This window comes from Haloarcula sp. CBA1127, assembly GCF_001485575.1.
Lineage (GTDB): Archaea > Halobacteriota > Halobacteria > Halobacteriales > Haloarculaceae > Haloarcula.
Window position 1 is genome coordinate 16,203 of record NZ_BCNB01000008.1, and the last position, 24,393, is coordinate 40,595.

General features: G+C 62.3%; 33 protein-coding genes. All 33 read left to right on the forward strand.

Features of this window, described 5'->3' with window-relative positions:
• The first annotated feature begins 154 nt into the window (after positions 1 to 154).
• A complete protein-coding gene (locus AV059_RS20545; RefSeq protein ID WP_058997803.1) occupies positions 155 to 397 on the forward strand; it encodes a hypothetical protein in 243 nt (80 codons plus the stop codon).
• Positions 394 to 678, forward strand: coding sequence for a hypothetical protein (locus AV059_RS20550; RefSeq protein WP_058997805.1), 285 nt, complete (start codon positions 394 to 396; stop codon positions 676 to 678). The genes AV059_RS20545 and AV059_RS20550 overlap by 4 nt, the downstream gene beginning before the upstream one ends.
• An 84-nt stretch (positions 679 to 762) precedes the next feature.
• Positions 763 to 1,341 (forward strand): hypothetical protein, encoded by a 579-nt coding sequence (locus AV059_RS20555; RefSeq protein ID WP_058997806.1) that lies wholly within the window; start codon positions 763 to 765, stop codon positions 1,339 to 1,341.
• On the forward strand, positions 1,334 to 2,176 hold the full coding sequence (locus AV059_RS20560) for a hypothetical protein (RefSeq protein WP_058997809.1): 843 nt from the start codon (positions 1,334 to 1,336) through the stop codon (positions 2,174 to 2,176). Before AV059_RS20555 ends, AV059_RS20560 begins: the two co-directional genes overlap by 8 nt.
• Positions 2,176 to 2,487: a hypothetical protein gene (locus AV059_RS20565; protein WP_058997812.1), complete on the forward strand. Its 312-nt coding sequence runs from the start codon at positions 2,176 to 2,178 to the stop codon at positions 2,485 to 2,487. Before AV059_RS20560 ends, AV059_RS20565 begins: the two co-directional genes overlap by 1 nt.
• Positions 2,488 to 3,304: 817 nt before the next feature.
• Positions 3,305 to 4,369, forward strand: coding sequence for a hypothetical protein (locus tag AV059_RS20570; protein ID WP_154021061.1), 1,065 nt, complete (start codon positions 3,305 to 3,307; stop codon positions 4,367 to 4,369).
• A complete protein-coding gene (locus tag AV059_RS20575) occupies positions 4,362 to 4,763 on the forward strand; it encodes a hypothetical protein (RefSeq protein ID WP_154021062.1) in 402 nt (133 codons plus the stop codon). Before AV059_RS20570 ends, AV059_RS20575 begins: the two co-directional genes overlap by 8 nt.
• A complete protein-coding gene (locus AV059_RS20580; RefSeq protein ID WP_058997818.1) occupies positions 4,756 to 5,490 on the forward strand; it encodes a ParB N-terminal domain-containing protein in 735 nt (244 codons plus the stop codon). The genes AV059_RS20575 and AV059_RS20580 overlap by 8 nt, the downstream gene beginning before the upstream one ends.
• Complete coding sequence (locus AV059_RS20585) at positions 5,487 to 5,717, forward strand: helix-turn-helix domain-containing protein (RefSeq protein ID WP_058997819.1); 231 nt, start codon at positions 5,487 to 5,489, stop codon at positions 5,715 to 5,717. Before AV059_RS20580 ends, AV059_RS20585 begins: the two co-directional genes overlap by 4 nt.
• Positions 5,718 to 5,883: 166 nt before the next feature.
• Positions 5,884 to 6,450, forward strand: a complete 567-nt coding sequence (locus AV059_RS20590; RefSeq protein ID WP_058997821.1) for a hypothetical protein — start codon at positions 5,884 to 5,886, stop codon at positions 6,448 to 6,450.
• A 5-nt stretch (positions 6,451 to 6,455) separates the two neighbouring features.
• Positions 6,456 to 6,815 (forward strand): hypothetical protein, encoded by a 360-nt coding sequence (locus tag AV059_RS20595; protein WP_058997823.1) that lies wholly within the window; start codon positions 6,456 to 6,458, stop codon positions 6,813 to 6,815.
• A gap of 226 nt (positions 6,816 to 7,041) precedes the next feature.
• Complete coding sequence (locus AV059_RS20600; RefSeq protein ID WP_058997824.1) at positions 7,042 to 7,359, forward strand: hypothetical protein; 318 nt, start codon at positions 7,042 to 7,044, stop codon at positions 7,357 to 7,359.
• The gene (locus AV059_RS20605) at positions 7,359 to 7,604 is read left to right on the forward strand and encodes a hypothetical protein (RefSeq protein ID WP_228841856.1); all 246 of its coding nucleotides are present in this window, start codon (positions 7,359 to 7,361) and stop codon (positions 7,602 to 7,604) included. Before AV059_RS20600 ends, AV059_RS20605 begins: the two co-directional genes overlap by 1 nt.
• A gap of 102 nt (positions 7,605 to 7,706) precedes the next feature.
• Complete coding sequence (locus tag AV059_RS20610) at positions 7,707 to 8,411, forward strand: hypothetical protein (RefSeq protein ID WP_058997829.1); 705 nt, start codon at positions 7,707 to 7,709, stop codon at positions 8,409 to 8,411.
• Positions 8,404 to 9,996: a hypothetical protein gene (locus tag AV059_RS20615; protein ID WP_058997831.1), complete on the forward strand. Its 1,593-nt coding sequence runs from the start codon at positions 8,404 to 8,406 to the stop codon at positions 9,994 to 9,996. The genes AV059_RS20610 and AV059_RS20615 overlap by 8 nt, the downstream gene beginning before the upstream one ends.
• A gap of 96 nt (positions 9,997 to 10,092) precedes the next feature.
• On the forward strand, positions 10,093 to 11,811 hold the full coding sequence (locus AV059_RS20620) for a phage portal protein (RefSeq protein ID WP_228841857.1): 1,719 nt from the start codon (positions 10,093 to 10,095) through the stop codon (positions 11,809 to 11,811).
• The gene (locus tag AV059_RS22855; RefSeq protein WP_228841858.1) at positions 11,724 to 11,909 is read left to right on the forward strand and encodes a KTSC domain-containing protein; all 186 of its coding nucleotides are present in this window, start codon (positions 11,724 to 11,726) and stop codon (positions 11,907 to 11,909) included. Before AV059_RS20620 ends, AV059_RS22855 begins: the two co-directional genes overlap by 88 nt.
• A 67-nt stretch (positions 11,910 to 11,976) precedes the next feature.
• Positions 11,977 to 13,668: an XkdF-like putative serine protease domain-containing protein gene (locus AV059_RS20625; protein WP_058997833.1), complete on the forward strand. Its 1,692-nt coding sequence runs from the start codon at positions 11,977 to 11,979 to the stop codon at positions 13,666 to 13,668.
• Positions 13,668 to 14,702, forward strand: coding sequence for a hypothetical protein (locus AV059_RS20630; protein ID WP_079990832.1), 1,035 nt, complete (start codon positions 13,668 to 13,670; stop codon positions 14,700 to 14,702). The genes AV059_RS20625 and AV059_RS20630 overlap by 1 nt, the downstream gene beginning before the upstream one ends.
• Positions 14,703 to 14,713: 11 nt before the next feature.
• Entirely contained in the window at positions 14,714 to 14,896 is a 183-nt protein-coding gene (locus AV059_RS20635; protein ID WP_058997835.1) for a hypothetical protein, read from the forward strand.
• Between the two features lie 11 nt (positions 14,897 to 14,907).
• The gene (locus AV059_RS20640; protein WP_058997837.1) at positions 14,908 to 15,276 is read left to right on the forward strand and encodes a hypothetical protein; all 369 of its coding nucleotides are present in this window, start codon (positions 14,908 to 14,910) and stop codon (positions 15,274 to 15,276) included.
• 6 nt (positions 15,277 to 15,282) lie between these two features.
• Positions 15,283 to 16,032 carry a hypothetical protein gene (locus AV059_RS20645; RefSeq protein ID WP_058997839.1) on the forward strand — a complete coding sequence of 250 codons (750 nt, stop codon included), beginning with the start codon at positions 15,283 to 15,285 and terminating at the stop codon, positions 16,030 to 16,032.
• Between the two features lies 1 nt (position 16,033).
• The gene (locus tag AV059_RS20650) at positions 16,034 to 16,546 is read left to right on the forward strand and encodes a hypothetical protein (RefSeq protein WP_058997842.1); all 513 of its coding nucleotides are present in this window, start codon (positions 16,034 to 16,036) and stop codon (positions 16,544 to 16,546) included.
• Positions 16,543 to 17,067: a hypothetical protein gene (locus tag AV059_RS20655; RefSeq protein WP_058997844.1), complete on the forward strand. Its 525-nt coding sequence runs from the start codon at positions 16,543 to 16,545 to the stop codon at positions 17,065 to 17,067. Before AV059_RS20650 ends, AV059_RS20655 begins: the two co-directional genes overlap by 4 nt.
• Before the next feature lie 12 nt (positions 17,068 to 17,079).
• A complete protein-coding gene (locus AV059_RS20660) occupies positions 17,080 to 17,334 on the forward strand; it encodes a hypothetical protein (protein ID WP_058997845.1) in 255 nt (84 codons plus the stop codon).
• 9 nt (positions 17,335 to 17,343) lie between these two features.
• Entirely contained in the window at positions 17,344 to 17,670 is a 327-nt protein-coding gene (locus tag AV059_RS20665; protein WP_058997848.1) for a hypothetical protein, read from the forward strand.
• 2 nt (positions 17,671 to 17,672) lie between these two features.
• Positions 17,673 to 18,917, forward strand: coding sequence for a glycosyl hydrolase family 28-related protein (locus AV059_RS23060; protein WP_058997849.1), 1,245 nt, complete (start codon positions 17,673 to 17,675; stop codon positions 18,915 to 18,917).
• A gap of 42 nt (positions 18,918 to 18,959) precedes the next feature.
• On the forward strand, positions 18,960 to 19,607 hold the full coding sequence (locus AV059_RS20675) for a tyrosine-type recombinase/integrase (protein ID WP_255356218.1): 648 nt from the start codon (positions 18,960 to 18,962) through the stop codon (positions 19,605 to 19,607).
• Positions 19,608 to 19,973: 366 nt separating this feature from the next.
• Complete coding sequence (locus AV059_RS20680) at positions 19,974 to 20,876, forward strand: phage tail tube protein (RefSeq protein WP_228841859.1); 903 nt, start codon at positions 19,974 to 19,976, stop codon at positions 20,874 to 20,876.
• Between the two features lie 24 nt (positions 20,877 to 20,900).
• Positions 20,901 to 21,401, forward strand: coding sequence for a hypothetical protein (locus AV059_RS20685; RefSeq protein WP_058997851.1), 501 nt, complete (start codon positions 20,901 to 20,903; stop codon positions 21,399 to 21,401).
• 176 nt (positions 21,402 to 21,577) lie between these two features.
• On the forward strand, positions 21,578 to 22,657 hold the full coding sequence (locus AV059_RS20690) for a hypothetical protein (RefSeq protein ID WP_050038758.1): 1,080 nt from the start codon (positions 21,578 to 21,580) through the stop codon (positions 22,655 to 22,657).
• Complete coding sequence (locus AV059_RS20695) at positions 22,657 to 23,232, forward strand: hypothetical protein (RefSeq protein ID WP_050038759.1); 576 nt, start codon at positions 22,657 to 22,659, stop codon at positions 23,230 to 23,232. Before AV059_RS20690 ends, AV059_RS20695 begins: the two co-directional genes overlap by 1 nt.
• Positions 23,232 to 24,393 (forward strand): hypothetical protein (locus tag AV059_RS20700; protein ID WP_050038760.1); only part of this gene is annotated, 1,162 nt, incomplete at its 3' end. The genes AV059_RS20695 and AV059_RS20700, both read left to right, overlap by 1 nt.

Genomic DNA, 24,393 nt, shown 5'->3' on the forward strand with positions numbered 1-24,393 from the left:
TCGCACCCGAGAAACCTGCTGGTTGATGGACCGAAAGGGCCGATGTTAGCCCACGACTGCGAAAGTTCTGGGACCGGATGGCCTAAACCGGGCTCGGTAGAGAAGTGTCTACACTGCACAGTAGACACGGCCACTGACCAGGAGGTGTCGGCCGATGGTCAGTGAGGGCGACATCATTCTCGAGGCCGGCCGCAACCACATCGAGTCCGGGCTGGGTCAGTACATCCCGCTGTGTGGAGCCAGCCTCGACGCCGACGAGGTCGACCGCGTCGAGTACCGGACCGGCGACGGCGAGGACCGCGACATCTGGTGGCAGTCTCACGAGTCGTTCTGCTTCGACTGCCACTCGGTCCAGAACCGTCGGGCTGTCGAGGGCAACGGAGGTGCGTTGTCGTGAGCGCCTTGGCCGAGCTGCTCGCCGGCGCGGTCCCGCTGTACGAGGACGATGCCCCCCGCTTGATCGAGTGGGCGGAGAACGTCCAGGAAGCCGACGGCAAGATCCTGCCCGGAGCCGGCTTCGGGATAGACACGACCGGCCGCTCGATCAACGTCCAGGACCGCGTCGGCGACAACGCCGATGTGGAACCCGGGTCGTTCGACGACGGCTGGATCGCGACGCCGGGCCACAGTCACGGCGACTGTCCCCGGTGTGCTGACAACCAGCCGTCATCGCACTGAGCCACAAAGAGCGGGAGATCGTGCTCATCGACTGTATCAACTGTCGGACCCGGTACAGTCTGGACGCCCTCGGAGGTGACGGCGATGGAGCGTGACGGGTCAGACCCGCGGGCCCCGCACTGGTTCGGGTTCAACCGCGTCAACGACCTGCCGAACCCCTGGAGCTTCGAGGTCTTGGACTGGAACGACGACCCCGACGGCGAAGCGGTCGACCGCGGGCTCGGCGTGACGACCGACGGCGAGCATCGCCTGCTCATCACCACGTGGCTGGTCGAGCGCGAGCGCACCCACGACCGGATGTTCAGCGTGGCCTACGAAACGGTCAATCAGGACGGCGAGGACGAGCCACTCGCGTTCCACATCGGTCGCGATACATCCATCGCTCGCAACAACTGTGGGCACGCACGGGACAGTCTCGATGCGACCGACACCGAGCCACACGTGCTAGTTCGACAGCACGACAACGGAGACGGTGAGCGTGAGACCTTCGAGTTCCCGAACGAGACACTCGCGCAGCAAGCCGCAGACCTGCAGGCGCGGCTGAAGCTCGAACACAGCAACCGCGACTACATCGTGACAGTCCACAGCAAAGACGAGTGGCAGGAGCGTCTTGAGCTCGAAGCAGACCTCGAGGCCGTGGGTCGGGGTGGTGCCGATGTCTAACCTGTCCGACTACGTCGACAGCGCCGCCCGCCGGGTCACCGAGTTCGACGAGGATCCGCGGATGGCCGTGTCGGTTGTCGTCGACGATGCGCTCGCAGCGGATCAGCGCGAGGTCGTGCTCGAGCGTGTCCAGGAGCAGGTCACTGTGCCGGTCGCAGATGGCGGCTCGTCTGCCCTCGATACCGATATCGAAGACATCGGCGTCGGCGAGGGGGAGTCCTGGACCGAGGCCGCGGAGCGCCTCGACGAAACACCCGACTGGGACCTTGGCGTAGGCGCGGTCCTGTACAACGACCGTCCCGACGCGCCGGAGGATCGCCGAGACCTCTGGCACGTGACCACGCGGCTGGTCGACCACGACGGGTCCGACCACTTCTACGTGCTGTGGGACGGCACTCACACCCGGCGACGATTCGTCCGCATCGAAGACGTCCTCGCTGACTTCGCGCCGGCGGGCTGGTGCTGGCCGACCGGTCGGAAACCACTCTACCACCTGACCCGGAACTGCGGCGTCGACGATCCCGACGACCTCATGACCGACGGTGGCAGTATCACAGCCCCGACATGCGGGACAGAAAACTGTGACACCGTGTGTCCGGGTCTCGATGACGGCTGGGAACAGCACGACGGAACCCTCCGGTGCGCTGACTGTTGGAGTTACCAAGAGCGACACGGTCACTGGCCCGATGAAGACGTGAAGATCTGCGTCGAGTGTCGGCTCGACCAGGGCAAGGTCAAGCACGACTGCGAGGAGTCGTTCGCCGACTACGTCATCGTCGACGAGGGCGGCGAGTGTCCGATCTGTGATAACGCCATCGAGGGTGGTGAGCAGTGATGGCCGCACGACAGCTGGGCGGCGGGCAGTACCAGCACCAAGACGGCCAGATCGTCCGGAAGTCCCACCCGCGAGAGATGTGGGACCAGCGCTGCGATTCCGAGTGGGAAGGCACGAACCTCCGTGCCATGTGGCGCGAAGCAGAGGACGTCGTTTACGCCGACATCGAGGGGTCGTATTACCGCTACCACGAGGCCTCGGGGATGATGCTGGTCGCTCGGTGGGGCATGATCCAGACGGCCTACCGACTCGACACGGACCCGAGATACCGACAAGAAGCTGTCAAGTCGCAACTGGAGGACGATCACTGATGTCTGACGCAACTAGCGGTTTTAAGTCGGCGGATGAGCAATTCGAGAGACAGAGCAAGGACTACGAGAACACAACTCACCTGAGAATGGGACGCCGTCCCGGGCTCGGACCCGCGCCAACGGGATTCGCCCGGGACGCAACCGTTGACTGTAGCGTTCTATTCTGGGTAGACGGTCTTAAGCCTTTACCAAGAGCCCCCGCTCTACGCAGAGGACCGTCTGCCGTCGCCTTCGGGCGTCGGGTCTGCCGTGACACTACGAGCATGCAGAGATCGCACAACAGACGACCGTCGTCGTACAGAACTACAGAACCGTCTTTGAGAGTGACCCTATCCAGCAGCGATCCCTGCAAACAGATTTTTTGTTTGAACTCAGGGGAACCACTCCACAAGAGGGGGTACCCAGCCACCCCCAAAGCCGCTGAAAGCGGCGTTAGCCTGTCGATGAGACAGGCTCAACCAGAGCAGCACTCAGGGGGCGGGCTTGCCCCCGCCCCCCTGCCTCACAGCATGATGCTGTGTGTGGCGGTGGTGCAGCCCCCACCCACACAGCACATAGCTGTGAGGCTGGTTCAGGGGGTGGTCCCGATGCGTGCCCCGCCCCCCTGCCTCACAGCATGATGCTGTGTGTGGCGGTGGTGCAGCCCCCACCCACACAGCACATAGCTGTGAGGCTGGTTCAGGGGGTGGTCCCGATGCGTGATCTCGTCATGTTGGACTGGATGGTTCCTGAGTGTTCCTGGCAAGATTTCCGAAATAAGGTCCAATCTGAACACGGCTCTGTTGAGGGCTATCTCGGCCGAAAAGCCGCGGATGCTATGGATGAATTTTCCGAGGCTGATGGCTACGAAACTGTCGAGGATCAGATTGACCGTCTCGTCCGTGCCGCCGGTCGCACTCCCAAAGACCGCTGCAAAGAAAAAAAGAGCGCAGATGAACGGGGCTCCCCACTCTCATCTGAGGCTACGACTCGTGTGACTATCCGTGTGGACAAGCGCGTCAAAGAGCGGTTCAAGTCTGCCGCCGATGACTCGGCGTTTGACTCCTATGGCGTCGCGTTTGGTCGTGCGTTAGAACTGTACTGTGACGGCGGAAGGGCATCCCGGTTAGAGGATAAACTGGACCGGGTCGTCGATGATGCAGAGGCTATTCTTTCCCAACTCAACGAAAGTGAAAGTACCAGCGATGGGCTCAGTGCGGTCGAGCGACGGACAATCACCATCTGTCACCGACTGGGTGAGCAGTTTACAGATGACGAGCTCACTACCGAGATCGCTGATGTTGCGGGTAGCTCAGAACCGACTGTTGAGAAGTATCGCGAGCGTGTCGTGTCCCGGCTGGGTTACGAGCCCCATCCCAAGGCGCAGCGGAAAGTCTGGGTGCCGGCTGAGGTAGCGAAAGAAATAGCGACGGACGGCGTGCCACGCGAGATACGTCGCCCAGTTGATCTACTGGATCGTGATGAGCGAGTGAAACGGATCAAACTCGCCCTCGGCAAACACGCTGGAAAGTGCGGGGGGCAGGCGAGGGCCACGGCGACAGATGTCCGCAGTAAGGTATTCGACCACAATATCTCTCTGTCGAGTGTCCTAGATCTCCTGAATCAGGTTGCGCTGGAAGACGGCTATAAACTTGATCGGGGTGGCGAGACGACAACAATCGGTGTGAACGTTGCGGGTGGGATCACCGACGAAACCCTCGCCGAAACGATTCGTGAGTACATCAGCGCTGATGTAGGCAGTCTGCTTGGTGAGACGACAGAGACAACGATGAGTGACTGGACGGACAACTCGGATCCGTCAATTGCGGGCACTTCAGGTTCGCCATCGAGCGCAGCAACAGACGGCGGTGGGCCGGCTCCGCGTGGTGATCGTGATGACTGATGTCGAGATCCGAGACGGTGCCCAACCCGAGTCTGAAGACGAGGATGATCCCGTGCGGCGTTACGAGCGCGTGCTCAGCATCGCCCACGAACACGTCGGGGGGCCACAAATCCCTGGGGCGTCGGTCTCAACGATCCGCCGGCTGCTTGTCGGTGAGCCAGTCGGCTACGGGCCCTATCATCGAGACGATGTCGACGCCACCATCCAGGCGGTGATCAACGCCGAGGACGCAATCATGTGGCGGGACCGCAACGGCCGCCGGCGGCTTGTCCCGACTAGGGATGAGGACCTCCGTGAGCTCATCGGCCACGAAAACGCACAGGAGTACCCGACGACAGCACTGATCCAGCAGGCAGCGCGTCACATCGATGACTTGGAGGCCAGCGATGCGTAACTGCCCACACTCCCCCGGCGATATCGTCCAGGACCGCGAGCAGCACAGCCCCGACGACGCGGTCGTGGTGAACACACCGCCAGTCCCGGTTGCTGACTGGGACCTCGAGGACCGCGACAGGACCGTTGCCGAAGACAATCCCGAGTACCCAGCCGATGACCGGGTGGTGATCGTGGTTTATCGAGAGGCCCTGGACCAGCATCGGCCACAGTACGCCGGCTACCAGCACCTCAAACTCTCCCGACTGCTTGCTGACGGTGTGCCGTTGTACGCCTTCCCTTCATTACGCCTCGAGGCCGTCGGCAGTCTCAGTCCGACGACGGTCGCCGTCGACGAGATCCAGCCGACACCGTACCATGCACGCAACTTCTGCTACGAGGCCAACCAAGAGTTCATCGACAGCGTTCGCGAGCGTGGCTACCCAGTTCCGGAACCAGTCGTCCGTGTCGTCGACGACGGCTACGAAGTCGTCAACGGCCACAAGCGGCTGTGGGTGTCCCACCTTGCTGGGTTAGACCACATCCGGGCCCACGTCATCCACGTCGACGAGTGGGACGCGGCCCAGCTGTTCGTCGAGAATCACCTCGACGGTAGCTACTCACAGTCCGAGGCCGATGTCGCCATCGCGAGGCTTCGTGTGCGCTGGGGGGACCGGGTGACTGGGCTCAGCATCCCGTCGAAGTACCTGCAGTCGACACAGTGCCAGGAGGAGCAAGCGTCGGCATGAGCCAGGGCGAGCACGCAGAGCTGTCGGACCTACCGCCGAGCGCTTTGCTGGTGTATCGCGTGCTCGAAGAGAGCCAACCCCTGACCAAACAAGAGATCTGTGCGGAGTCGTACCTCTGTGCGTCAACAGCTGGGAATGCGCTCTCAGAGCTAATCGATGTGGGTGTCGTCGACTACAACTATAGCACTGCTGACGCCCGCCGCCGGGTGTACTATCTTGAGCACTAACCAACACAACGTGCCGTCGACGGACGACTGTTGGTTAGCCCGAAGATGCTTCCAATACTGGTGCAACAGTTTCGTTCATTACACTCGGCGCACGTATGTCATATCAGATAGAACACCATTGGTGTTCGCCGATCAGACCGCCCGCCGTGGGCCGTCTTTTTCATAGATGCAAGTATCAACAGACCGCTTTGACCTCGACCAGCAGGACCGTGACGGAATCGAGGCGTTCGAGGAGTACATCTGGTACAACAGTGAGCTGTGCAGCCACTGTTTCGCGCGTGTCCGAGACATCGGGCCTGAGTACTCGTCCGTCCTCCGGCGGACGAACGGAACGGAACTCGACGTACCCGATCTTGAGCTAACGACGAACGAGTGGTACGAGCGGACGGACCTCGGATCCCAGGAGTACACTAGCTGGGACAACACCCGACGCTTCGGGACGTGTTTCTGCGAGAACTGCGGGAGTGACACGCAACCGAGTCACCACCAACTGCCTTGGGAGAAGATGAAAGCGTTTGCAGTCAACCTGCACGCCTACATCCGCGATCACACTCCACTGTCGCTGGACAAACGACGGTTCTGCACCGAACTTTCGAAGCTGAAAGTCGGCCGGCGCGACACCCAGGGCAAGGAGTCCCAGATGTTCGCGGTCGCGTTCGCCCGTGCCCTCGAGACAACGCCGGCCACGGCTACTGGGTCGACTGACGGCAAGACTGCTGCCCTAACAGAGTAACTCACATGGCCACTGCCGACAACTGCCCGCGTGAGCCGTCGGCCTACCGTCCGTCGTTGCACTTCCCCGAGCGGTTCCACGACCGGTACGAGGACGACCGGCCGCCGCGACACCTGGACGGCGAGATCGTCGCGGGCTGCATCACAGACGGCACCGCCAACCACGACTCGGGTTCGTCGAAGATCGTCTGGTTCCGGGAGACCTTCGGCGGCGTGACCTATCGTCTTGTCGTCGACGTCGACGAGCGCGAGGTCGTCACTGGCTACCCGATCAGCATCAACACCAAAGCTGCGCGCCGATCGGGACGCTGGACTGCGACCCAGGTCGAAGACATTCGAGAGTTCATCGCGACGGATCCCCGATGACGCGGTGACTGCCACGAAGCAGAGGCAGTAGACGAGGGGATGCATCGCCCGTCAACCGGCCGGCATCCAGCTCGGGTGTCACACCGCCGGCCGCCCTGCCCGGTCGTAGAGCGCTCGTCCCCCAACACCACTTCACGAGCGCGGGGTGCAACTCCCCAACCGGGCCTATGATCCAGTACAGTAGCAGACAACCGACCAAGCCTGGGGTTGGGGCCCACGATGCATCATGAGCCACTCAAAGCCTCGGACTCTGCCTTGGTACGTTCCAGACGGACTGGTCGACGACTACTGCGAGATCGCACGCTCCGGTGGTGACCTCCGGATGCTCAAGACACTCAAAATTCTTCGGAGCATCCTCGTCAACGCCGGCATCATCGGTATCACGCTATCGGCACTGTTTCTCACCAACGCCGACGCGACCATCACTACCGTTCTGGGCATCGTCACGCTCGGGCTGTACAACGGCATCGAGGTGGCCGACTACGCCGCCCTCGCAGCCGCCTTTGCTGAGGTTCGAGCACAGCAAACGGAGGACGATCAGTGATGAAACCGCAGCGTCCCTACCGAGCGCTTCGGGCTGGCGTCGGGACGGTCGTCCTACTCGTGACGTTTGGCCTGTGGGCCCACGCCCAGCTGTCGGGCCAGGGCCTGGGCACGCTGTGGGACGTCGTCGCACTGGCGATCGTCATCGCCGCCGGCTACGCTGTCTTCGGCAAGCGCACGTTCGGGGCTGCCCTCGAGGAGGCACAGGACGTCCAGGGTGGCGATGGAGACGACGATAGTTCGTGATTTTGACACAGGCCGTGCGTCACGACAAGCTGTTGAACCGCCGTTCGACTGCGCCTTTTAAAGTATAATACTGCTACCGACACTGCACGACAGATTTCCATCATGAGTTCACGAGACCGCCGGGTACAGATCGCCCTGAAGTGGAAGTATCTCGACAATCTCAGCGTCGCAGAGATTCGGGACCGCTTCGAGGAGGAGGGCATCGGCTCGTACACCCGGTCGACCATCCGGGACTACCTCAACGAGAAGCCCAAGGAAGAGGTCATCGAGGCGATCGAGAAGCGCCACGCAGACATCCGTCTGCAGGCGGCCGACCGCTTCGAACGACTCTACCAGGAGGCTCGCGAGGATCTCGACCTCGCCGTCGAGGACGAGCCGGTCGTCGCGATGGTCCCAAAACAGGACCGCCACACCGGCGATGGCGAGCTGCGCGTCTCGGACTGGGAGCGCGTCCCGCCTGGTGACGATCACCGGCCCGAGTGGGCAAGCGAGCGCGACATCATCATCGAGTTCACCGACGGGACCCGCTACATCGAGCCCGGCGACGAGTATCCCGTCGGCGCTGAACGGGGCCGCCTCCCGGAGTACCGCAAGGCGATGGCCGGCCTTCGTCGCGACGAACCCGACCCGAAGAAGCGGGCGATGGCGCGCAAAGAGATGGCCGCCCACATGCACGAGAAGGCGGACGTCCTCGGCGTCTACACGACGGACATCAACATGAACGTCGACGGTGAGTTGGACACGACGGTCTCGCTCGACGAGGAAGCCGCTGCGACCATCAGGGAGGCGACGCTTGACGATGAGTAGTACCGCCGACGCCGGCACAACCGAGGTCGACCTCTCTCGGGCGGAGATCCGCGCGGCCTACAACCCGTTCGAGCATGGGTGCTGGTTGGACTTCGCGAACAAGCTCACGCAGGGGTACATGGACGCGGAGTACGACGACTGGGCTCCGCTCGGCGGCCACCATTCGGAATGGCTTCGACACCTCGCCGGCGAGGCCGACGTCGACGGCGACCTCGCGCTCCTGTGTCATCGCGACGGGCTGAAGACGACGATCATCTCGGCCTTCGCGATCGCCTGCATGGAGTACCTCGACGGGTACCGCGTCATCTGGACGATGAACACGCAGGAGCAGGCCTACGAGAAGGCCGATCGGGAGCTCAACAAGTTCATCGAGCGGAACCCGTGGCTGGTCAACCTGAACAAGCCCCGGGAGACGGACAGCAAGAAGACGAAAGAGTTCGCGAACGGCTCGTCGCTGACGACGGGCTGGCTGAAGGGGTCCATCGAAGGGGCCCGTGCCCACCTCCTGATCCTAGACGACATCATCTCGGAGCAGGGTGACGGCCCGACCGAGGGCGTCCTCAACTGGGTCGACGGCGTCGCCCAGCCGATGGTCAAGGACGACGGGCGCACGGTGATCGTCGGGACACGCAAGCGACCTGACGACATCTACAGCCACTACCGAGACTACGAGGGGTACTCGCTGCGAGAGTTCCCTGCCATCCTCGACACCTGGGACCAGAAGTTCCGCGAGGACGACGACTGGCAGGCCCGCCGGCCCGACGAAGACCTCTACACCGAGGTCGACAACCCGTGGGGCGGCGGGACACTCCAGCTGCTGTGGCCAGAGGCTCGGGGTCCAGAGTGGCTGGCGAACAAGCGCTCGAAGATGGCAGACTACCTCTTCTGGCGCGAGTACACGCTCACGATCCAGGGAGCGTCGGGCAACCTCATCGAGGAGGAAGACATCAACCGCCTCGTCGACGACGGCGGCTGTTCCATCCGCGGGCAGGAGCCACCACACCGTCTCACGCCCGGCGCCGGCGAGGCGACGATCGTCGCCCACGACCCGGCCCAGTCTCCGACCGGCGACAACGCTGCGTTCACCGCGTTCCGCGTCGGTCGCGATGGTCGTCGTCGCCTTCTGGATGCCAAAGCCGAGACGGGGATGCAGCCCTCGGAAGTCAAGGCGACGCTCGCCGACTACGACGACCGCTACGATCCGGCGGTGATCGTGATCGAGTCCAACGGGATGCAGCAGTACGTCGCCAACGACGCCCTTGAGTTCTCGGCCTCGCTGCGAGCGAAAGTTACGGGCGTCCCGACGACGGGAAAGAAACACAGCTGGGAGAACGGTATCCCGCGACTCCGTCGTCTCGTCGAAAACGGCGGCATCCAGTTCTATCGGGGTCACTCCGGGACTGAGGACTTCGTCCAGGCAGCGATGTCGCTGACGTTGCAGGACGGGAAGCTACAGGGCCACACGCCGGACCTGATCGCGGGATGGTACATGGCCGAGCAGGGCATCCGCCATCTGGAGGGCATCGGTGCGCTCGAGGAGGATGCTGACGACGATGACGACTCTGGGGCGGTGACACACCTATGACTTCTGACAACGACTCTCGCAAGAAGCACGGCATCGTGGGCGGAACCGACACCGTCGAACAACTCCGCGACGCCGTCGACGAGGAGGGCGAAGACGATGAGTGACGACGGGGGCGACGTCTCGGTTTCGGTCACGAAACTCGGGCAGGACGGCGCCATGTCGAAAGCTCGCGAGACCACGCAACTGGACGAGCGTCATCTCGCAACGGGACGTGGCTTCGGTATCCAGCCGCCGTACAACCCGGAGACGCTGGCTGCCTTCCAGGAGCTCAACGAGACGCTGGGAGCTGGTGTCCGGAAGAAGTCTCGGTGGGAGGTCGGCTACGGGTTCAACATCGTCCCCCACCGAAGCCTCGATGCCGAAGAAGCCAGTGACAGCGAGCGAGACACCGTCGAAGAGTTCTGGTACGGCGACTCCTCACAGTGGCAGACCGGGCCCGAGCACACGCCGGCGACGTCACCGACGGAGATCGTCGAACTCGCACGGATGGACTGGCATCTCATCGGCTGGTGTGCCCTGGAGATCCTCGTCGACGCCACGGGCGACCCGGTCGGACTAGCCCACGTCCCGGCGACGACGGTCCGCGTCCGCAAGACCGAGAAGGAAACCGAGGAGGGCGAGACCATCGTCACCCGAGGCCACGGCTACGTCCAGCGTCGGGCGGGACGGCGTCGATACTTCGCCGAAGCCGGCGACCGCTACCTTGACGAGGATGACCCGACGGACCGGCGTGTGTTCGTCGACAGGGAGACGGGCGACATCGCCTACGACAGTGCGGAGAACCTCGACAACGAGCCGGCGAACGAGCTCATCTGGATACCGAACCCGAGCCCCATCTCGCTATACTACGGCATCCCCGACTGGATCCCGGCGATGGAGACGGTGTCGATGGATCAGGCAGCCAAGCGGTACAACCGCGACAAGCTGGAGCACTTCGGCATCTCGCACTTCGCCGTCATCGTCAAAGGCGGCACTCTCACCGAGGACAGCAAAGAAGACCTCCAGGAGATGCTCAACAACCTGGAGGACAACCCGCATCGAGCGTCCGTCCTCGAAGTGGAGAAGCTGGAAGAGGAGGCCAACGACCTCAGCCTCGAGGGCGAGAGCGGGTCGGACATCGAGGTCGAACTCCGCCCGCTGGCTGGCGATAACGCCGGCGAGATGGACTACGAGACCCTCCGGAAAGAAGCCGAGCAGGACATCGCGAAGGTCCTGGAGGTCCCGCCGGTGCTGTACAACCGGCCGGGGCAGTCCAACCGCTCCAACAGCCAGGAGCAGATCCGGGAGTTCGCCGAGGAGGTCGTCGCTCCCGAGCAACAGAAGTTCGAGGCGCGACTGTACGAAATCCTTCACAAGACGGCGATGGATGCCTCGGACTGGACCATCCAGTTCAAGCTCAAGGGCGCCGACCGGCCCGATCGGGACGCCACCATCGCACGGAAGCGCGTGGCCGGCTCCCGTGGGACGATGACCGTCGACGAAGCCCGGGCAGAGTTCGACCTGGACCCGCTGCCCGACGACCACGACGTCGACGGCGACACACTGCTATCGAACCTCGGCAGCGGCAACCCATCCAGTTCGACAAGGAGGGCCGAACCGACGACGAGCCGCCGGCCGAGAACAAGGTCGGTGAGCGGCCGGGCGTCACTGCCAAGGATCCTATCGAGACCGAGCAGTTCGACTCGTCGAATCTCGTCGACGGGCTCTACGACATCGGCGAGGAGGAGTTGTATATTTCGTTCGAGCGCGAGGACGGGACTAATTCGGTGTATGTCTACCAGGACGTCCCCGAGTCTGAGTGGGAATCGCTGGTAGCTGCGGACTCGCACGGCTCCTATCACTATGATAACATCCGGCTGGACTACTCCTACGAGGAGCTCACGGACTTCCACGAACCGCTGACCGACGTATAACTGACTGATCGATGACGGCACGCCTCGCCGGGGCCTCTGCCCGAGACATGTACCGGCCTTCTGATAGATGACAGAGTCACAAAGTCGCCAGTTTACCAAACAGGTCGCGATCAAGGCGACCAACGACGACGAGCAGATAGCCACCGGGCTGGCGCTGACAGCTGACGAGGTCGACCACCAGCTGGATTTCTTCCGGTCCGAGGGGGTGGAGGCGATGTTCAACCCCGACCCGGATCACGGCGTCATGCACGGTCGGTTCCCAGAGGACGATGCGGAGCTGGTCCGCAACGAAGTCCTCGACGAGGATGAAGAGATCGACGGTGCGCAGTTCGAGGCCGGCGACTGGGTCGTCCAGCGCCAGTACACGGATGACGACCTGTGGGACCTCGTCGACCGGGGCGTTCTCAATGGCTACTCCATCGGTGGCGAGGTCACCGAGGCCGTCGAGTACGACTCTGTCGAGGACCTCCCCGACGACGTCGCCATCCCCGATGCTGTCGACCCCGACCGCGTCGACGACAAGTACTGGCCGCCGGTCCAGGTGACCAACGGCTACGTGTCCGAGCTTTCGGACGTCGACATCCCGGCCGTGGTTTCGGCACAGTTCACGAGCACCAAGGGCGCGAGTAAATCCGTCGTCGACGACGTCGCCGGCGAGGATGAGTTCGTCCAGGTCATGTCCAACCGCGGGCATGACGAGACGGACGCCCGCGACCTGTGGAGTTACTTGGAGTCGGCCGCGAAGGCCGGCCCCGCTGATGCAATGAGTAAATCACAACCAGAGACAGATCCCGACGCCGGCGACCTCGACGACGAGGACGTCGGCTTCCTCAAGCGTCTCCGCCGGGCGGTCAGTACGGCCGACCCGGCCGAGAAGTCGGAGTCCGATGACGACGTAAGTCCCGAGCCTGGGCTGTCCGAGGTCTCCGAGGTCGCGCTCGCGAAGGCTCTCGATGCAGCCAAAGAGGGCCGGACGCTGAACGGCGACAACCGCGAGGCGCTGATGGCAGCCCACGACGCCGTCGAGGCGTCGCTGGCGTCGGAAATGGATATCGAGACGAACCGCTTTACAGACGACCCAGACAGCGACTTCCACCTCTCCGAGTACGGCTGGAGTGGTGACGACGAAGACGAGGGCGAGAAGGCTGCCCCGGTGGAGAAGCTCACCGAGGAGCAGGGCAACCTCGTCATGGACGCCATCCAGCGGTTCATCGACTCCCAGGGCGAGGCGCCGTTCGGCGAGTTCTCGTCGTGGGTGTGGACAACGGATGCACTCGGTGACGACGCAGCGTTCGCCGCCGACGAGGCGTGCTGGCAGTACCGCGAGTACGTCCGCGAACAGCGCGATGAAACACCCATCACCGACGACTTCGCTGACTGGGTCACTGCAGACAGCGGTGCAGATGCGGAGCTGACAATGAGTAAGGACAACCCCGAGGGGGACGAGAAGTCCCTCCCTGAGCAGAACGCAGAGGCGCTCGAGGACATCCAGGACACCCTGAAAGACCTCACCGCCGACGAGGAATCGACAGACAAGAACGCCGACAACCCTGACGAAGAGCCCTCGCAGGCCGAAAAGAACGCCGAGGCTATCGGCGACATCAAGGAGACGCTCGACGCGATCTCCAAGCAGACCGGCGCGAGCCAGCAGCTGGCTGGTGCCGAGAAGGGCGCCGGCACTGACGGCGAGGGCGGCATGTCTGAAGAGGCTGAACAGTTCAAGAAAGCGCTGGGCGGTACGAGCGGAGGTGACTTCTGATGAGCGCTATCGAAGACGCACGAGAGACGAACAAGAACTCGCTACAGAAGCAGACAATCGACACGACGGACCTCAACGGAGCCCAGCTCCCGCGGGACCTCTACGAGCGGTTCATCGAGCGCCAGCAGCGCGACGCCGAGCTGCTCTCGATGGTCCGTGTCGAGGACCTCCCGCGCCTGGAGATGGGCGTCCCGAAGATCGGCGTCCCCGAACTCTCCGGTGACGTTCGCGCCGAGGGTGGCGAAGACGCGACCGGAACGTCTGATGCCGCAACCGGGTCTGTCGAGTTCAACGCGACGGACCAGTCGTACTACATCCAGTACGACCTCAAGCGAGACTCGGTCAAGAACGCCATCACGAACGAGGACAGCGTCGCCGAGGTCATCCTCAGCCACTTCGAGAAGGCCTGGGGGAACGACGTCCAGAACATCGGCATCAACGCCGGCCGGTCTGGAAGCGGACTCCCGGCGACGTTCAACGACACGTTCGACGGCTGGATCAGCATCGCCGAGGGCAACGACACGGACTCGACCCGTATCGGGACCGGCGAGGAGGCTGACGCCTCGACGATGCCGTCCTACGACCACGCTGACGGTGGCGGTTCCGCTCAGCCGGTCAACACCACGCTGTTCAACAACATGATCCAGACGGTCCCGGAGCGCTACCGGGATCCGGACGATCTCGTCTTCCTCACCTCGAAGTCCCAGGTCCAGAGCTACGCCTACCGCCTCACCGAGCGGGAGGACGCACTCGGCGTCGCGGCGCTGCTGGGTGACAACGACGTCACGCCGTTCGAGTACGACGTCATGGGCGTCTCCTACTGGCCCGACGACGCCATGATGCTGGTCAACCCGCAGAACCTGGCCTACGGTCTGTTCACCGAGGTCGAGATGACTCAGCTCACCAACACGGACAAGACGATGGAGCGCCGCCTCCACTCGCGCAACCTCATCGAGGGGCAGTTCGACTACCAGATCGAGGAGCTCCAGGCCGGCGCGCTCGGGACCAACATCGCCGCGCCGTCCCTGGCCTGAGGTGATCACTGATGCCAACCACGCAAGCGCGCATCCGTGAGGCCTGGGAAGAGTACCGGATCGTCCGTCGTGTCTCGAGTGATCCCGACGCTGATGATCGCGTCAACGGGTCCGTCTGGTATCGCACCGACCTCGACGAACTGCGCGCCCAGGAGGCGGGCGCGGTCGTGACCGTCGACACGACGGCGGTGTGAGGTGAGCAGGTATGCCTACTATCAAACACACCGACGGCCCAGGACGGTACAGCCACAGCGCGCTGGACCACGTCTCGGGCCACGGCGATACCCACGAGGTTTCGCCCAGTGCTGTCGACTACCTCTGCGACGAGGTCGGGTACTTCACCCGCGTCGACGGGTCTGAGGATGACACTGTCGGTCAGGAGGACGGGCCACCCGATGCCGACGACTGGGAAGAGTGGTCCGAAGACACCTGGCTGGATCTCGACTACCAGCAGCGAGCCGACGACGTCCGCGAGGGTCGCGCCGATGACCACCTGGAAGCAATCGCCGAGGTCGAAACGAGCGACACGGTGATCGAAGCCGTCGACGCCCGACGCGACGAACTGGAGGAGTAACGACCCATGCCTGACACGGGGTACTGCACGCTTGAGGACCTTCGCCGAGCGATGCAAGATGCATCACTCTCTGGCGACCTCTCGCAGGACACGCAGATCGCCGTTGACGCGATCACGGCCCAGACCGAATGGCTGGAGAAGTCGCTCAAGCGCCACTGGTACGCCCCGACCGGGGCCGACATCCTCGACGAGGCAACGGCTATCGACATCCCGACCGAGCCCAAGAGCCGCAACGACGAGGAGGATATCCCGACGTCGTCTGCGTTCGTTGTCGATGATGATGGCCCAGCGCCAAAGACCTACCAGGGCGACTACGCCCGGATCTCGCTGGACCGTCGCGACGCCGGCGAAGTGTCTCAGCTGCTGGTCCGGGACGCTGATGGTGGCTACACCGACTGGGTCGCCAGCGACGACTATGCCGGGGGCCAGTTCCCCGACGCGCTCGGTGATGACTACTACGTCCGGGAGAACAACGGCGGCTGGTCGTACCTGTATCTCGACGTCACCAACCTGTACGACGACAAGAAGGAGGAGTACGTGCTCGACACGTTCAGCAACGCCGTGTACGTGTTCTTCAAATATGGCAACGAGGGGATTCCCCAGAACGTCCGCAGAGCCGTTGCGTTCCGGGCAGCCTCAGACTTCGTCGAGGAGGCCGCGATGCAGATACCGGAGAACGCGAAGGCCTACAACGTCGAATCGCTAGCCGATCAGTTCGAGCGCAAGGCCGAGGAACTCCTGGAGGTGTACCGGTGACGTGGCTGATGTCTCGATCACCATCGAGTTCGAGTTGGAGCTCCAGACCGACCCGCTTGGGGCGACGCTCGACATCGCGGTCCCGAGCGCGCCCTCCGATGCGGCCCGGCAGGCCCTACTTGACAGCGTCGAGTCAACGATGGTCGGGGCCCGTGGCAACCTCGTGTTCCAGAGCGTGCAGCGCGTCCACGAGGCCGTCGACGGATATGCTACATCGCACAATTACGACCTCGATTTTTTCAGTGACACCTTCTCTGGCGTCGACTACCAGCGCGACCGGACATCCATCCACGTCGAGTGGTCGTGGCTGGGTAACTTACCGATGTTCTACGAGTTTGGCGTCAGCCCACACACCATCGAGGGCGACCCACTGCTCCACTTCTATTGGGAGCAAATCGACCAGTGGATCCAGACAGAGTCGGTTGACTGGGGCAGCGAAACAGGCGGCATTCCAGAGTCCCGCGCCGTCCGTGACAGCCTCAACTGGCTGCGACGGGAGGTTGGCCAAGCATGACTGAGGAAGTCGATTTTCTGATCGAGCGGATCCGCGAGGAGTACGGCGCCGGCAGCCTGCCGGCCGGCCTGCGGCCAGCTGGCGAGGATCCACCGCCGTTGGCGTTGATCGACCGGCAAAACATCGAGGATGAAGACGATATCGAGCAGCGCAAAGGCGAGCTGACGCGGGGCAACATCGTCTCAATCGCTAGCGTCGACGAATCCACGTCGCCGATCGGGACTGAGTACGACCACGATATCGAGCGAGTTGCCGGCATCCGCATCGAAGGGCTGGACGCCGACGAGTTCGGCTACGTCGACGACAGCGGCGACGACGGGGCACCGTGGTCCTCGCTGGTCCGGGTGATCCGGCGGGCGATCCTGCGTGTCCGAAGCTATCCCGACACAGGCACCCCCAGCATCGACTACACGCACCTGGAGCTAGCGAACGCAGCGCCCCAGAGCCAGACTTGGTCCGACTACTATCGCTGGGATGTCGACGTCATTTTCGACGGCTTCGAACGGCTTCCGGATATTTGAGGAGCACTTAGTATGGCAAACGACACGACTGATACGACAGATACCCACGGCATCGAGTACCCGGTCACAGGGTACGACGCAACGCCGGACTGGGCGACGCTGTACGGGCAGGCCTTCGAGCAGATCGATCAGTTGCTGGCCGACGGCCAAGTCGGCGCGACGACGGTCGCGTCAGCAAGCGATCTGGTTGATGGCGAGCCCGGCTTCTACTACCTCGAAGACGAGGACAGCGTCGTCTGGTTCGACGGCGACACGTCCACGAATTAGGAGCTGCAGATGGTTCAAAAACAGTCAACGACCCGAGAGAGCGACGCCGATATCAGCACGACTGGCGTGGTGCTGACAGCGGAGACGCCCGGCGATGCGCTTGTCTCGCTCAACATCGACGCGACAGCTGATGCATCGTACGCCCTCGACGTCAGTCCAACCGGCGACGCCGGCGACTGGTTCGACGGCGAAGAGATCTACGACCAGGCCGACGTCGACGATCCCCAAGACATCCGGGATACGTTCATCGCCGGCGACGCTCACGTTCGCATCCGGGTGACCGACGCGGCAGCGGCTGGTGAGACGGCGGACATCACAATTCAGCAGGCACACTAACAATGGGACTATTTCGATTCATCAATCAGTGGCGAGAAAAGAAAGACGGAGAACTCGAAGGGCCAGCGCTCAGTACAGACGAAGGACATGCCAATTACGCCTCTTTCAAAGGAAAGCCGTGGTTCGACGTGACCGAGTACGGTGCTGTTGGAGACGGTGTTGCCGACGACGGACCTGCGATCCAAGCCGCAATAGACGACGCTGCATCCGCTGACGGCATGGGCGTCGTTTACTACCCGACTCCCAACGACGGCTACCTAATCGACTCACATCTCAAGCCCAAGTCAAATACCGCACACATCGCTCCCGAACCGTGGACGGGAGCCAAACTCTACGCAGGCCCGAATCTCAGTTATGACGAAGCAGTTTACAAAAACGTTGATGGGTTCCAGAACCTCTATTTCTACGGTCTGGAGGTTGACGGATCTACTGGATGGAATGGTGTGGAATACTGGCCCAGTGAGAAATGTTGGCTCTTGAAGCCGGGGGCGACCGATGACGGGACGCGGAATCTCGTCATCGAATGCTGCTACGCACACGATACTCCCGCGTCAGCAATCGGTTGCGACTCGATTATCAACCAGCATTACCGATACAACATCGTTGAGGGTGCGGGGACTGATGGGGAGACAACGGGCGGAAACGGCATCGGGATTGGACTTGGGGAAGTGACTGGGCCGTGCCCGACCTGGATTGTCGGCAATGAAGTTACCGACACAGCAGAGTTCGGGATTATCCTCGAACAGACGGGTGACTCAAAAGTAGCTGAAGGAATCTTCGTCGGACACAATTTTGTCAACGATGCGCGTGTTGGGATAGGGGTCGAGCAGTGCAAAGGCGTCTCAGTCACGGATAACTGGGTAAAAGCATCCTCACGAATGGAGCGTGGGATCCTTCTTGATGCTCTTGACGGGACTTTTGGTGTTAAAGATGCGACGGTTAGTGGGGCGCATATTCTCGCTGGTCCGGATGGAGAGGCGATAACAACGCCCATCGAGTTGGGTTCTGAGGCATCCATTTGCACCCTCGAAAGTTACACTATCCCGACTGGTGGAGGGTTCGAGACCCCAGTGAACAACGGATCGTTCTGCGCAATCGACGGGATCGGCAAGGAGGCGGCTGGCTTAGGTAACAGCCCGACTTGGATCGACCGATGGGAACGTCTATCTGTGAATCAGGTCAGAAACACCGACGACGGGACTGTCTGGGTCCCCGATCAGACTGGTGGATGGGATCAGATCGTCTAATCGGAGTGTTCTGACGGCGTCCACCACTCAAAAGAGTATGCGCTGGACGACCGCGAATTCGAACTCCTCTTGGAAGCGACCTACCGAATGGACGACGACTACTTTGGCCTTGAGAGTCGCTTCATCGTCCTCGCCGCCGGCCGCCTCGGCCTTCGGTCGGGCGAAATCTGCCACATGCGCGAGGAGTGGCTCAACGAGCGGCGCCGGATGATCGTCATCCCGGCTCACCAATCCTGCCAGAAGGGCAAGGACGGCGGCATCTGCGGCGCGTGCGAGCAATCGGCTCGCCAGAAGGCCGAGCACAACGACGACGTCGACCTCGAGCAGGCCCGCGAGTCGATGTGGAGTCCGAAGACGTCGGCCGCCGCACGCGAGGTGCCCTTCGACGCCGAGCCCCGCGCAGAGCTCGCCGTCGAGCGTTATCTGGATAAGTACGGTCGTTTCCAGGCCAGCCAGACAGCGATCAACCGCCGGGTAACCCGCGCGGCAGAGATCGCCGAGGAGCTGGACCCCGACATGGTGACGCCCCACGGTCTCCGAGCGACGGCGGCGACGCGCTTCGCTTCGAGGGGGCTGGATACCGTCGCGCTCCAATCCATGTTCGGGTGGAGCAACCTGAGCACCGCCCACAACTACATCCGACGGTCGGGTGAGGCGACCGCTCGCGCCATCCGAGACATCCAGTTCTGAGGACATAGTTCGTTTTTTCGCGGCCTTTCTTTCAGCGGTTCGGCGATGGATTGGGTGCTATTGAGCAGTCAGTACTGCTCGCTGTCGTGGGGCCACGACTAAATGGCCCGGAATCGTACGTCGACATGCTTGGTGCAGCCAAGCACGGTCGGGTGTTCTAGCACCCGGCCACTGTTTCCTAGATGGCAATACCGTGCTCGTGTAGACCGTCGGCCGTCGGGCGGTTAAACGACCGCCCCACAGCGGAAGTAAAGACTAAGTGACACTGATGACGCGCCAGTGGCCGCGGCCGGCGTCGAGGATACCACGCGGCGTTTTCGAGGACTTATTCATGATCATGAGACACACGATTAGCGGAGGTACAGCATGACTAGCGCCGGCTCTGGAAGCCTAGCGTTCGGGAAAGAGCAGTCGTTCAAGGGCTCGCTGGAGACCGACGCCAACAGCGACCCGCAGTACTGGCAGTTCGGTCGCGACGAGACGCTGAGCGACCTCTCGCTGGACAACCAACTCCAGCGCCTCGACGAGGCCGGGGCTGTCGAAAGCGTCGAATCGGTCAAACAGAACTTCGAGGGTTCGGTCGAGGTCGAGGCAGCCATCTCGTCGGACACGTTCAACGACGTCGAGGACCTCGTCTTCAACGACGGCGGCACGCAATTCACGAACGGCCGCCCCAACTCGGCGAAGATCTACGCCGGCGTCGACTACCTGGACGGCGTCGCCGAGCGCGAACTGGTCGGCTGCATCCCGGTCGATTTCACACCCGTCAGCTACGAGCAGGGCGGGATGACGACGTTCTCGATATCGTTCTTGTACGCGACCGAGAATCTCGACACGTCGATCACGCCGTCGAACGTGACGGCGGTCGCGGGCGGGACGTCCGCACCGTCGCACGCGATCACCGTGGACATCGACGGCACGACGATCACGAAGCTGCAGTCGGCCGAGATATCCATCAGCAACATCGCGCGGTTCCAGTACGGCTCGGTCGGGCCCGAGCCCGTCGACGCCGTCATCGAGAAGCCAGAGACAGAGGTCACGACGGAGGGCATCTTCACCGGCCCCTCGCGGCTGGAGTACGCGCTCGGAGCTGCCGACGCGACCTCGCCACAAGACCAGCTGGTCTCCGTGCCCGGATCCGTCGACATCACCCATCGACGGGACGCCAGTCTCGACGTACAACTTCTCGGCGTTGACGGTCGCGACCGAGGCCTGGAACAACGTCATCTCCGAGGACGACACGACCGAATCAATCAGCTGGAACGCTGACGGCGAGCCGGCGGTGAGCATCACATGACGTTCAACGAGACATACATCAGCTTCGACGACTCAATCGAGGCGCTCGAGGAACAGATCGAAGAGATCGCCGAGCAGCTGGACGACCTGGACGACGACAACCCAGTCGTACCTGGCCTGCAGAGCCAGCGATCACAGCTCGCGACGCAACGAAAGGGTGCGATTTGGGCCCGAGACCGTGCACATGAGAGCGATGACTTCCCGATGTGGGACGTGGACGTCGACGGCGTCACTCTCAGCGGTGTTCGGGCCGGCGCGTTCGCCGGCATCGAAAAAGAGTCCGCCCAACGCGATGGCGAGGGGACGGACCTCCTGCTCATCGCCGACGGCACGGTCGACGCACCGTACGTCGACGACGATGGCGACGACGACATGACCGCTGCGGCAGTCGGGCAACTGCATCCGTACTACCGCGACTGGGCCAGCTCGCGGATAGATGAGCTGATGGATCCCGAGGGAAACGTGATCGGCTCCAGCGACTCGCCCGAGGAGACCTGACTGACGATGAGCTGGACCAGCAGACTGTCTATCGGTACGCTCGTGCGGTCTACATCGACAGGGGCGGCGATCCGTCGGCGTTTGACAAGATGGACTGGACTGCGGTGCTGGACTGGCTCGCGATCCATGATATCCTCGACGTCCGCGGGACGCTGGGGTGGACAGGTGACTGACTTATGACCGGATTCGACGCGACAGGTACGCTCGTTATCGACAGTATCGAAGGCGCACAGGCCGAAATCGAGGATGCGTTTGAAGTGAGTGCGTCCTCGGCGGCAAACGGCTCGAGCCGCTCCGGCGGTCGAGCAGTTCAGCAGGCCGTCGACCACCTCGACCGCAATCTCGACCTCAACGAGACACGCAACGATCTCCTGCGTGAGCTGCTGGAGTCGTCTGAGTCACAGCGGTTTTCGAGGGCCCGAGGCAGCGGCCGGACACTGGGGCTGCTCGGGGCCGGGTTCGGCGCTGTCGGCGGGGCGATCGCCGGCCTCTCTGGTGCGCTGACTGGACTGCTCGATAGTCTGCCGACGGGTGGTCAGGATGCTGGAACGCCACCACCCGGAGATGGCGGATCACCAAGCCCGCAGCCAGCACCGCAGCCGAGTCCGCAACCGTCACCACAGCCGACGCCCAGTCCGACAGCTGTCACTGTGTCGGATATCATCAAAGAGCCTGCATCGGTGACAGTCGCCGATATCATTACTGACCCGGCGTCGATCCTGTCGAATGATCTCATCAGCGACCAAGCAGTTGTGACTGCGTCGGCGGTCGTGTCGCAAGGTGCAGTCCTTGGGCCAGCTGCAGTCATTGGGACGAAGGCTGCAGTCACTGCAAGCGATGTGATATCGTCCCCTGCATCCCCCAGCATTGGAGATATTATCGATCCGGTGACCGATATCTCTGCGTCTGATATCCTCAAAGCACTCGGTCTTGGTGGGATCGTTGGTGCCGGCGCCGGTGCAGCGAAGCTATTCAGTGGCAGCGGCGGCAGTCCGACAGGTGTGCCCGGCGGCATCATCCCGCCGGTGAACATCTTACCCAAGCTGTTAGACACGGCCAACGATTTCACTGATCGGACTCTCCCGGGCTTCGGCGCTGGCCGAGGCAATAGGCAAGCTGAAACCCGTGAGACAACGATCAACAGCGATACGACAGTCAACGTCCAGCAGGACGCGAGCCTCGACCGGCGTCAGAAGGAAGATATCATCAGCAGCACCGTCGACGAAGTGCGCCGTGACCTTGAGAGGTCCCTCTGATGCCGGCGCAAGAATATCCCATCCTACAGATCGAAGCTGAGATAGAGGGTGCCCAGCGCACCGGACGCTTCGAGATGCGCAAGGCAAAAGTTCAGGGCGGCATCCGCACGGGCCCGCTCGTCGATAATGGGTTCTCGCAAGCACTCGCCGCCATCTCCGAGATCATCGGCGAGCAGCAGCTTGATGGGATCACCGTCAACAACGGTGCCGGGCAACGCTACTGGGACCTGGACGTTGAGATCCGCGACGACGGCGACGACGGGCAGTGGGGATACACAGCTGACGAGTCTGTGCTCGACTCTGGGAGCGCGACCGCCGGCGACCGGTACCAAAAAAAGCAGGTACTGCTCAACTACCTCGAAAAAGGGGAACCTGATTCGATGACGCCGGCGCGGCTCATCTACGGCGGTTACGCACCAGACGGCATCATGCCCGAGGACTACGTCAACGTCTACATTGAGGATCCACAGGGCTCTGTGGACCGCAACAAGAGTAGCACCGTCCCGATGAGCCTGACCTGCATCCGGACGCTTGACCTCAGCGAAGCAGTCAGTGCAACGGAGCGAACAGGATAATGGCGCGGACACTATACGCACTCAGAGTTCCCGACTCAGCGTTGGAAAAGCCGAGTCAGTCGCAATCGCTTCAGATCGCGAGTAACTCCCCGCTCAACAGCGACGCCCCAGAGGTCGATACCCTCGGCGCAGACCCGGGTTCGCGGCCGCTGGCAGGCGTCGTCGCGGGCAAGTACAGCAACATGATCGCCCGCGAGTTTGAGGAACTCTTCAGCGCAACCGGCATCGAAGTCGTGCCGTGGTACGGCGACCGCGAGGACCAGACGGATGCGTACGTCGCACTCGAGGACGTCACGCTCGAACAGTCCACGGCTCAGGAGTCCCGACTCCAACGCTTCGACGGGCGCCTCTCGCTTGCTGGCACCCGCGACTCACACTACCGAGCGCTGTACTGCAGCCCACAGCAGGTCGACAACCCGTTCGGCTCTGGCACAGACGCCCGTGCCGCGATTCCGCGTGATGCATACAATGAGGTCTGGTGGGACCACGTCACTGGCTCAAAGGTCAATGCAAGCCCAGAGCGGGTTGTCTGGGGAGAGCATACGTACATCGACATTCACGATGCTCGCAACGGGCTAGACAACCCGGTCTTACTGTACGAGATTCCATACGAAGATGAGTGGCAGGCTGACGTCACTGTCTGGGACACGTACAATCGAGACAAAGCGATCAACGAAACTGTCAACGGCAGCGTCCAGACTATCGATCCAGCGTGGCAGCGGTGCTTTGTCAGTAGCCACGAGTTCATCGGCCACCCCGTGGTCAAGAATGAGAACCTGAAGCTCGAGTTCAACATCGACACCAAGGACTACAGTAATATCAATGACGAGCTCGTCGCCTATCGCTGGGACGGCTCAAACGATACATACAGCCAAGTTTCGCTCGGGGCATCCGACTGGCGAATCAGGTCTATCGACTTCGAACGGATTGGTGTTGAACGAGTCACAGCCCAGACTGAATGGCTGAATACGGCAAACGACGACACGCATCGTCTCGATATGAATGTCTGGCGAGGTGAGGACAACGCACTCTTTACCGTCCCGGACAACGGCACAGCACCGCCCTCCGGACTGGTCACTCGACTCGACCCAATAGCTGCAGGTTATGAGTGGGTATCCGGCCAAGTCTCCGATATCGTCGCCAAATCCGAGGTGAGAGAGT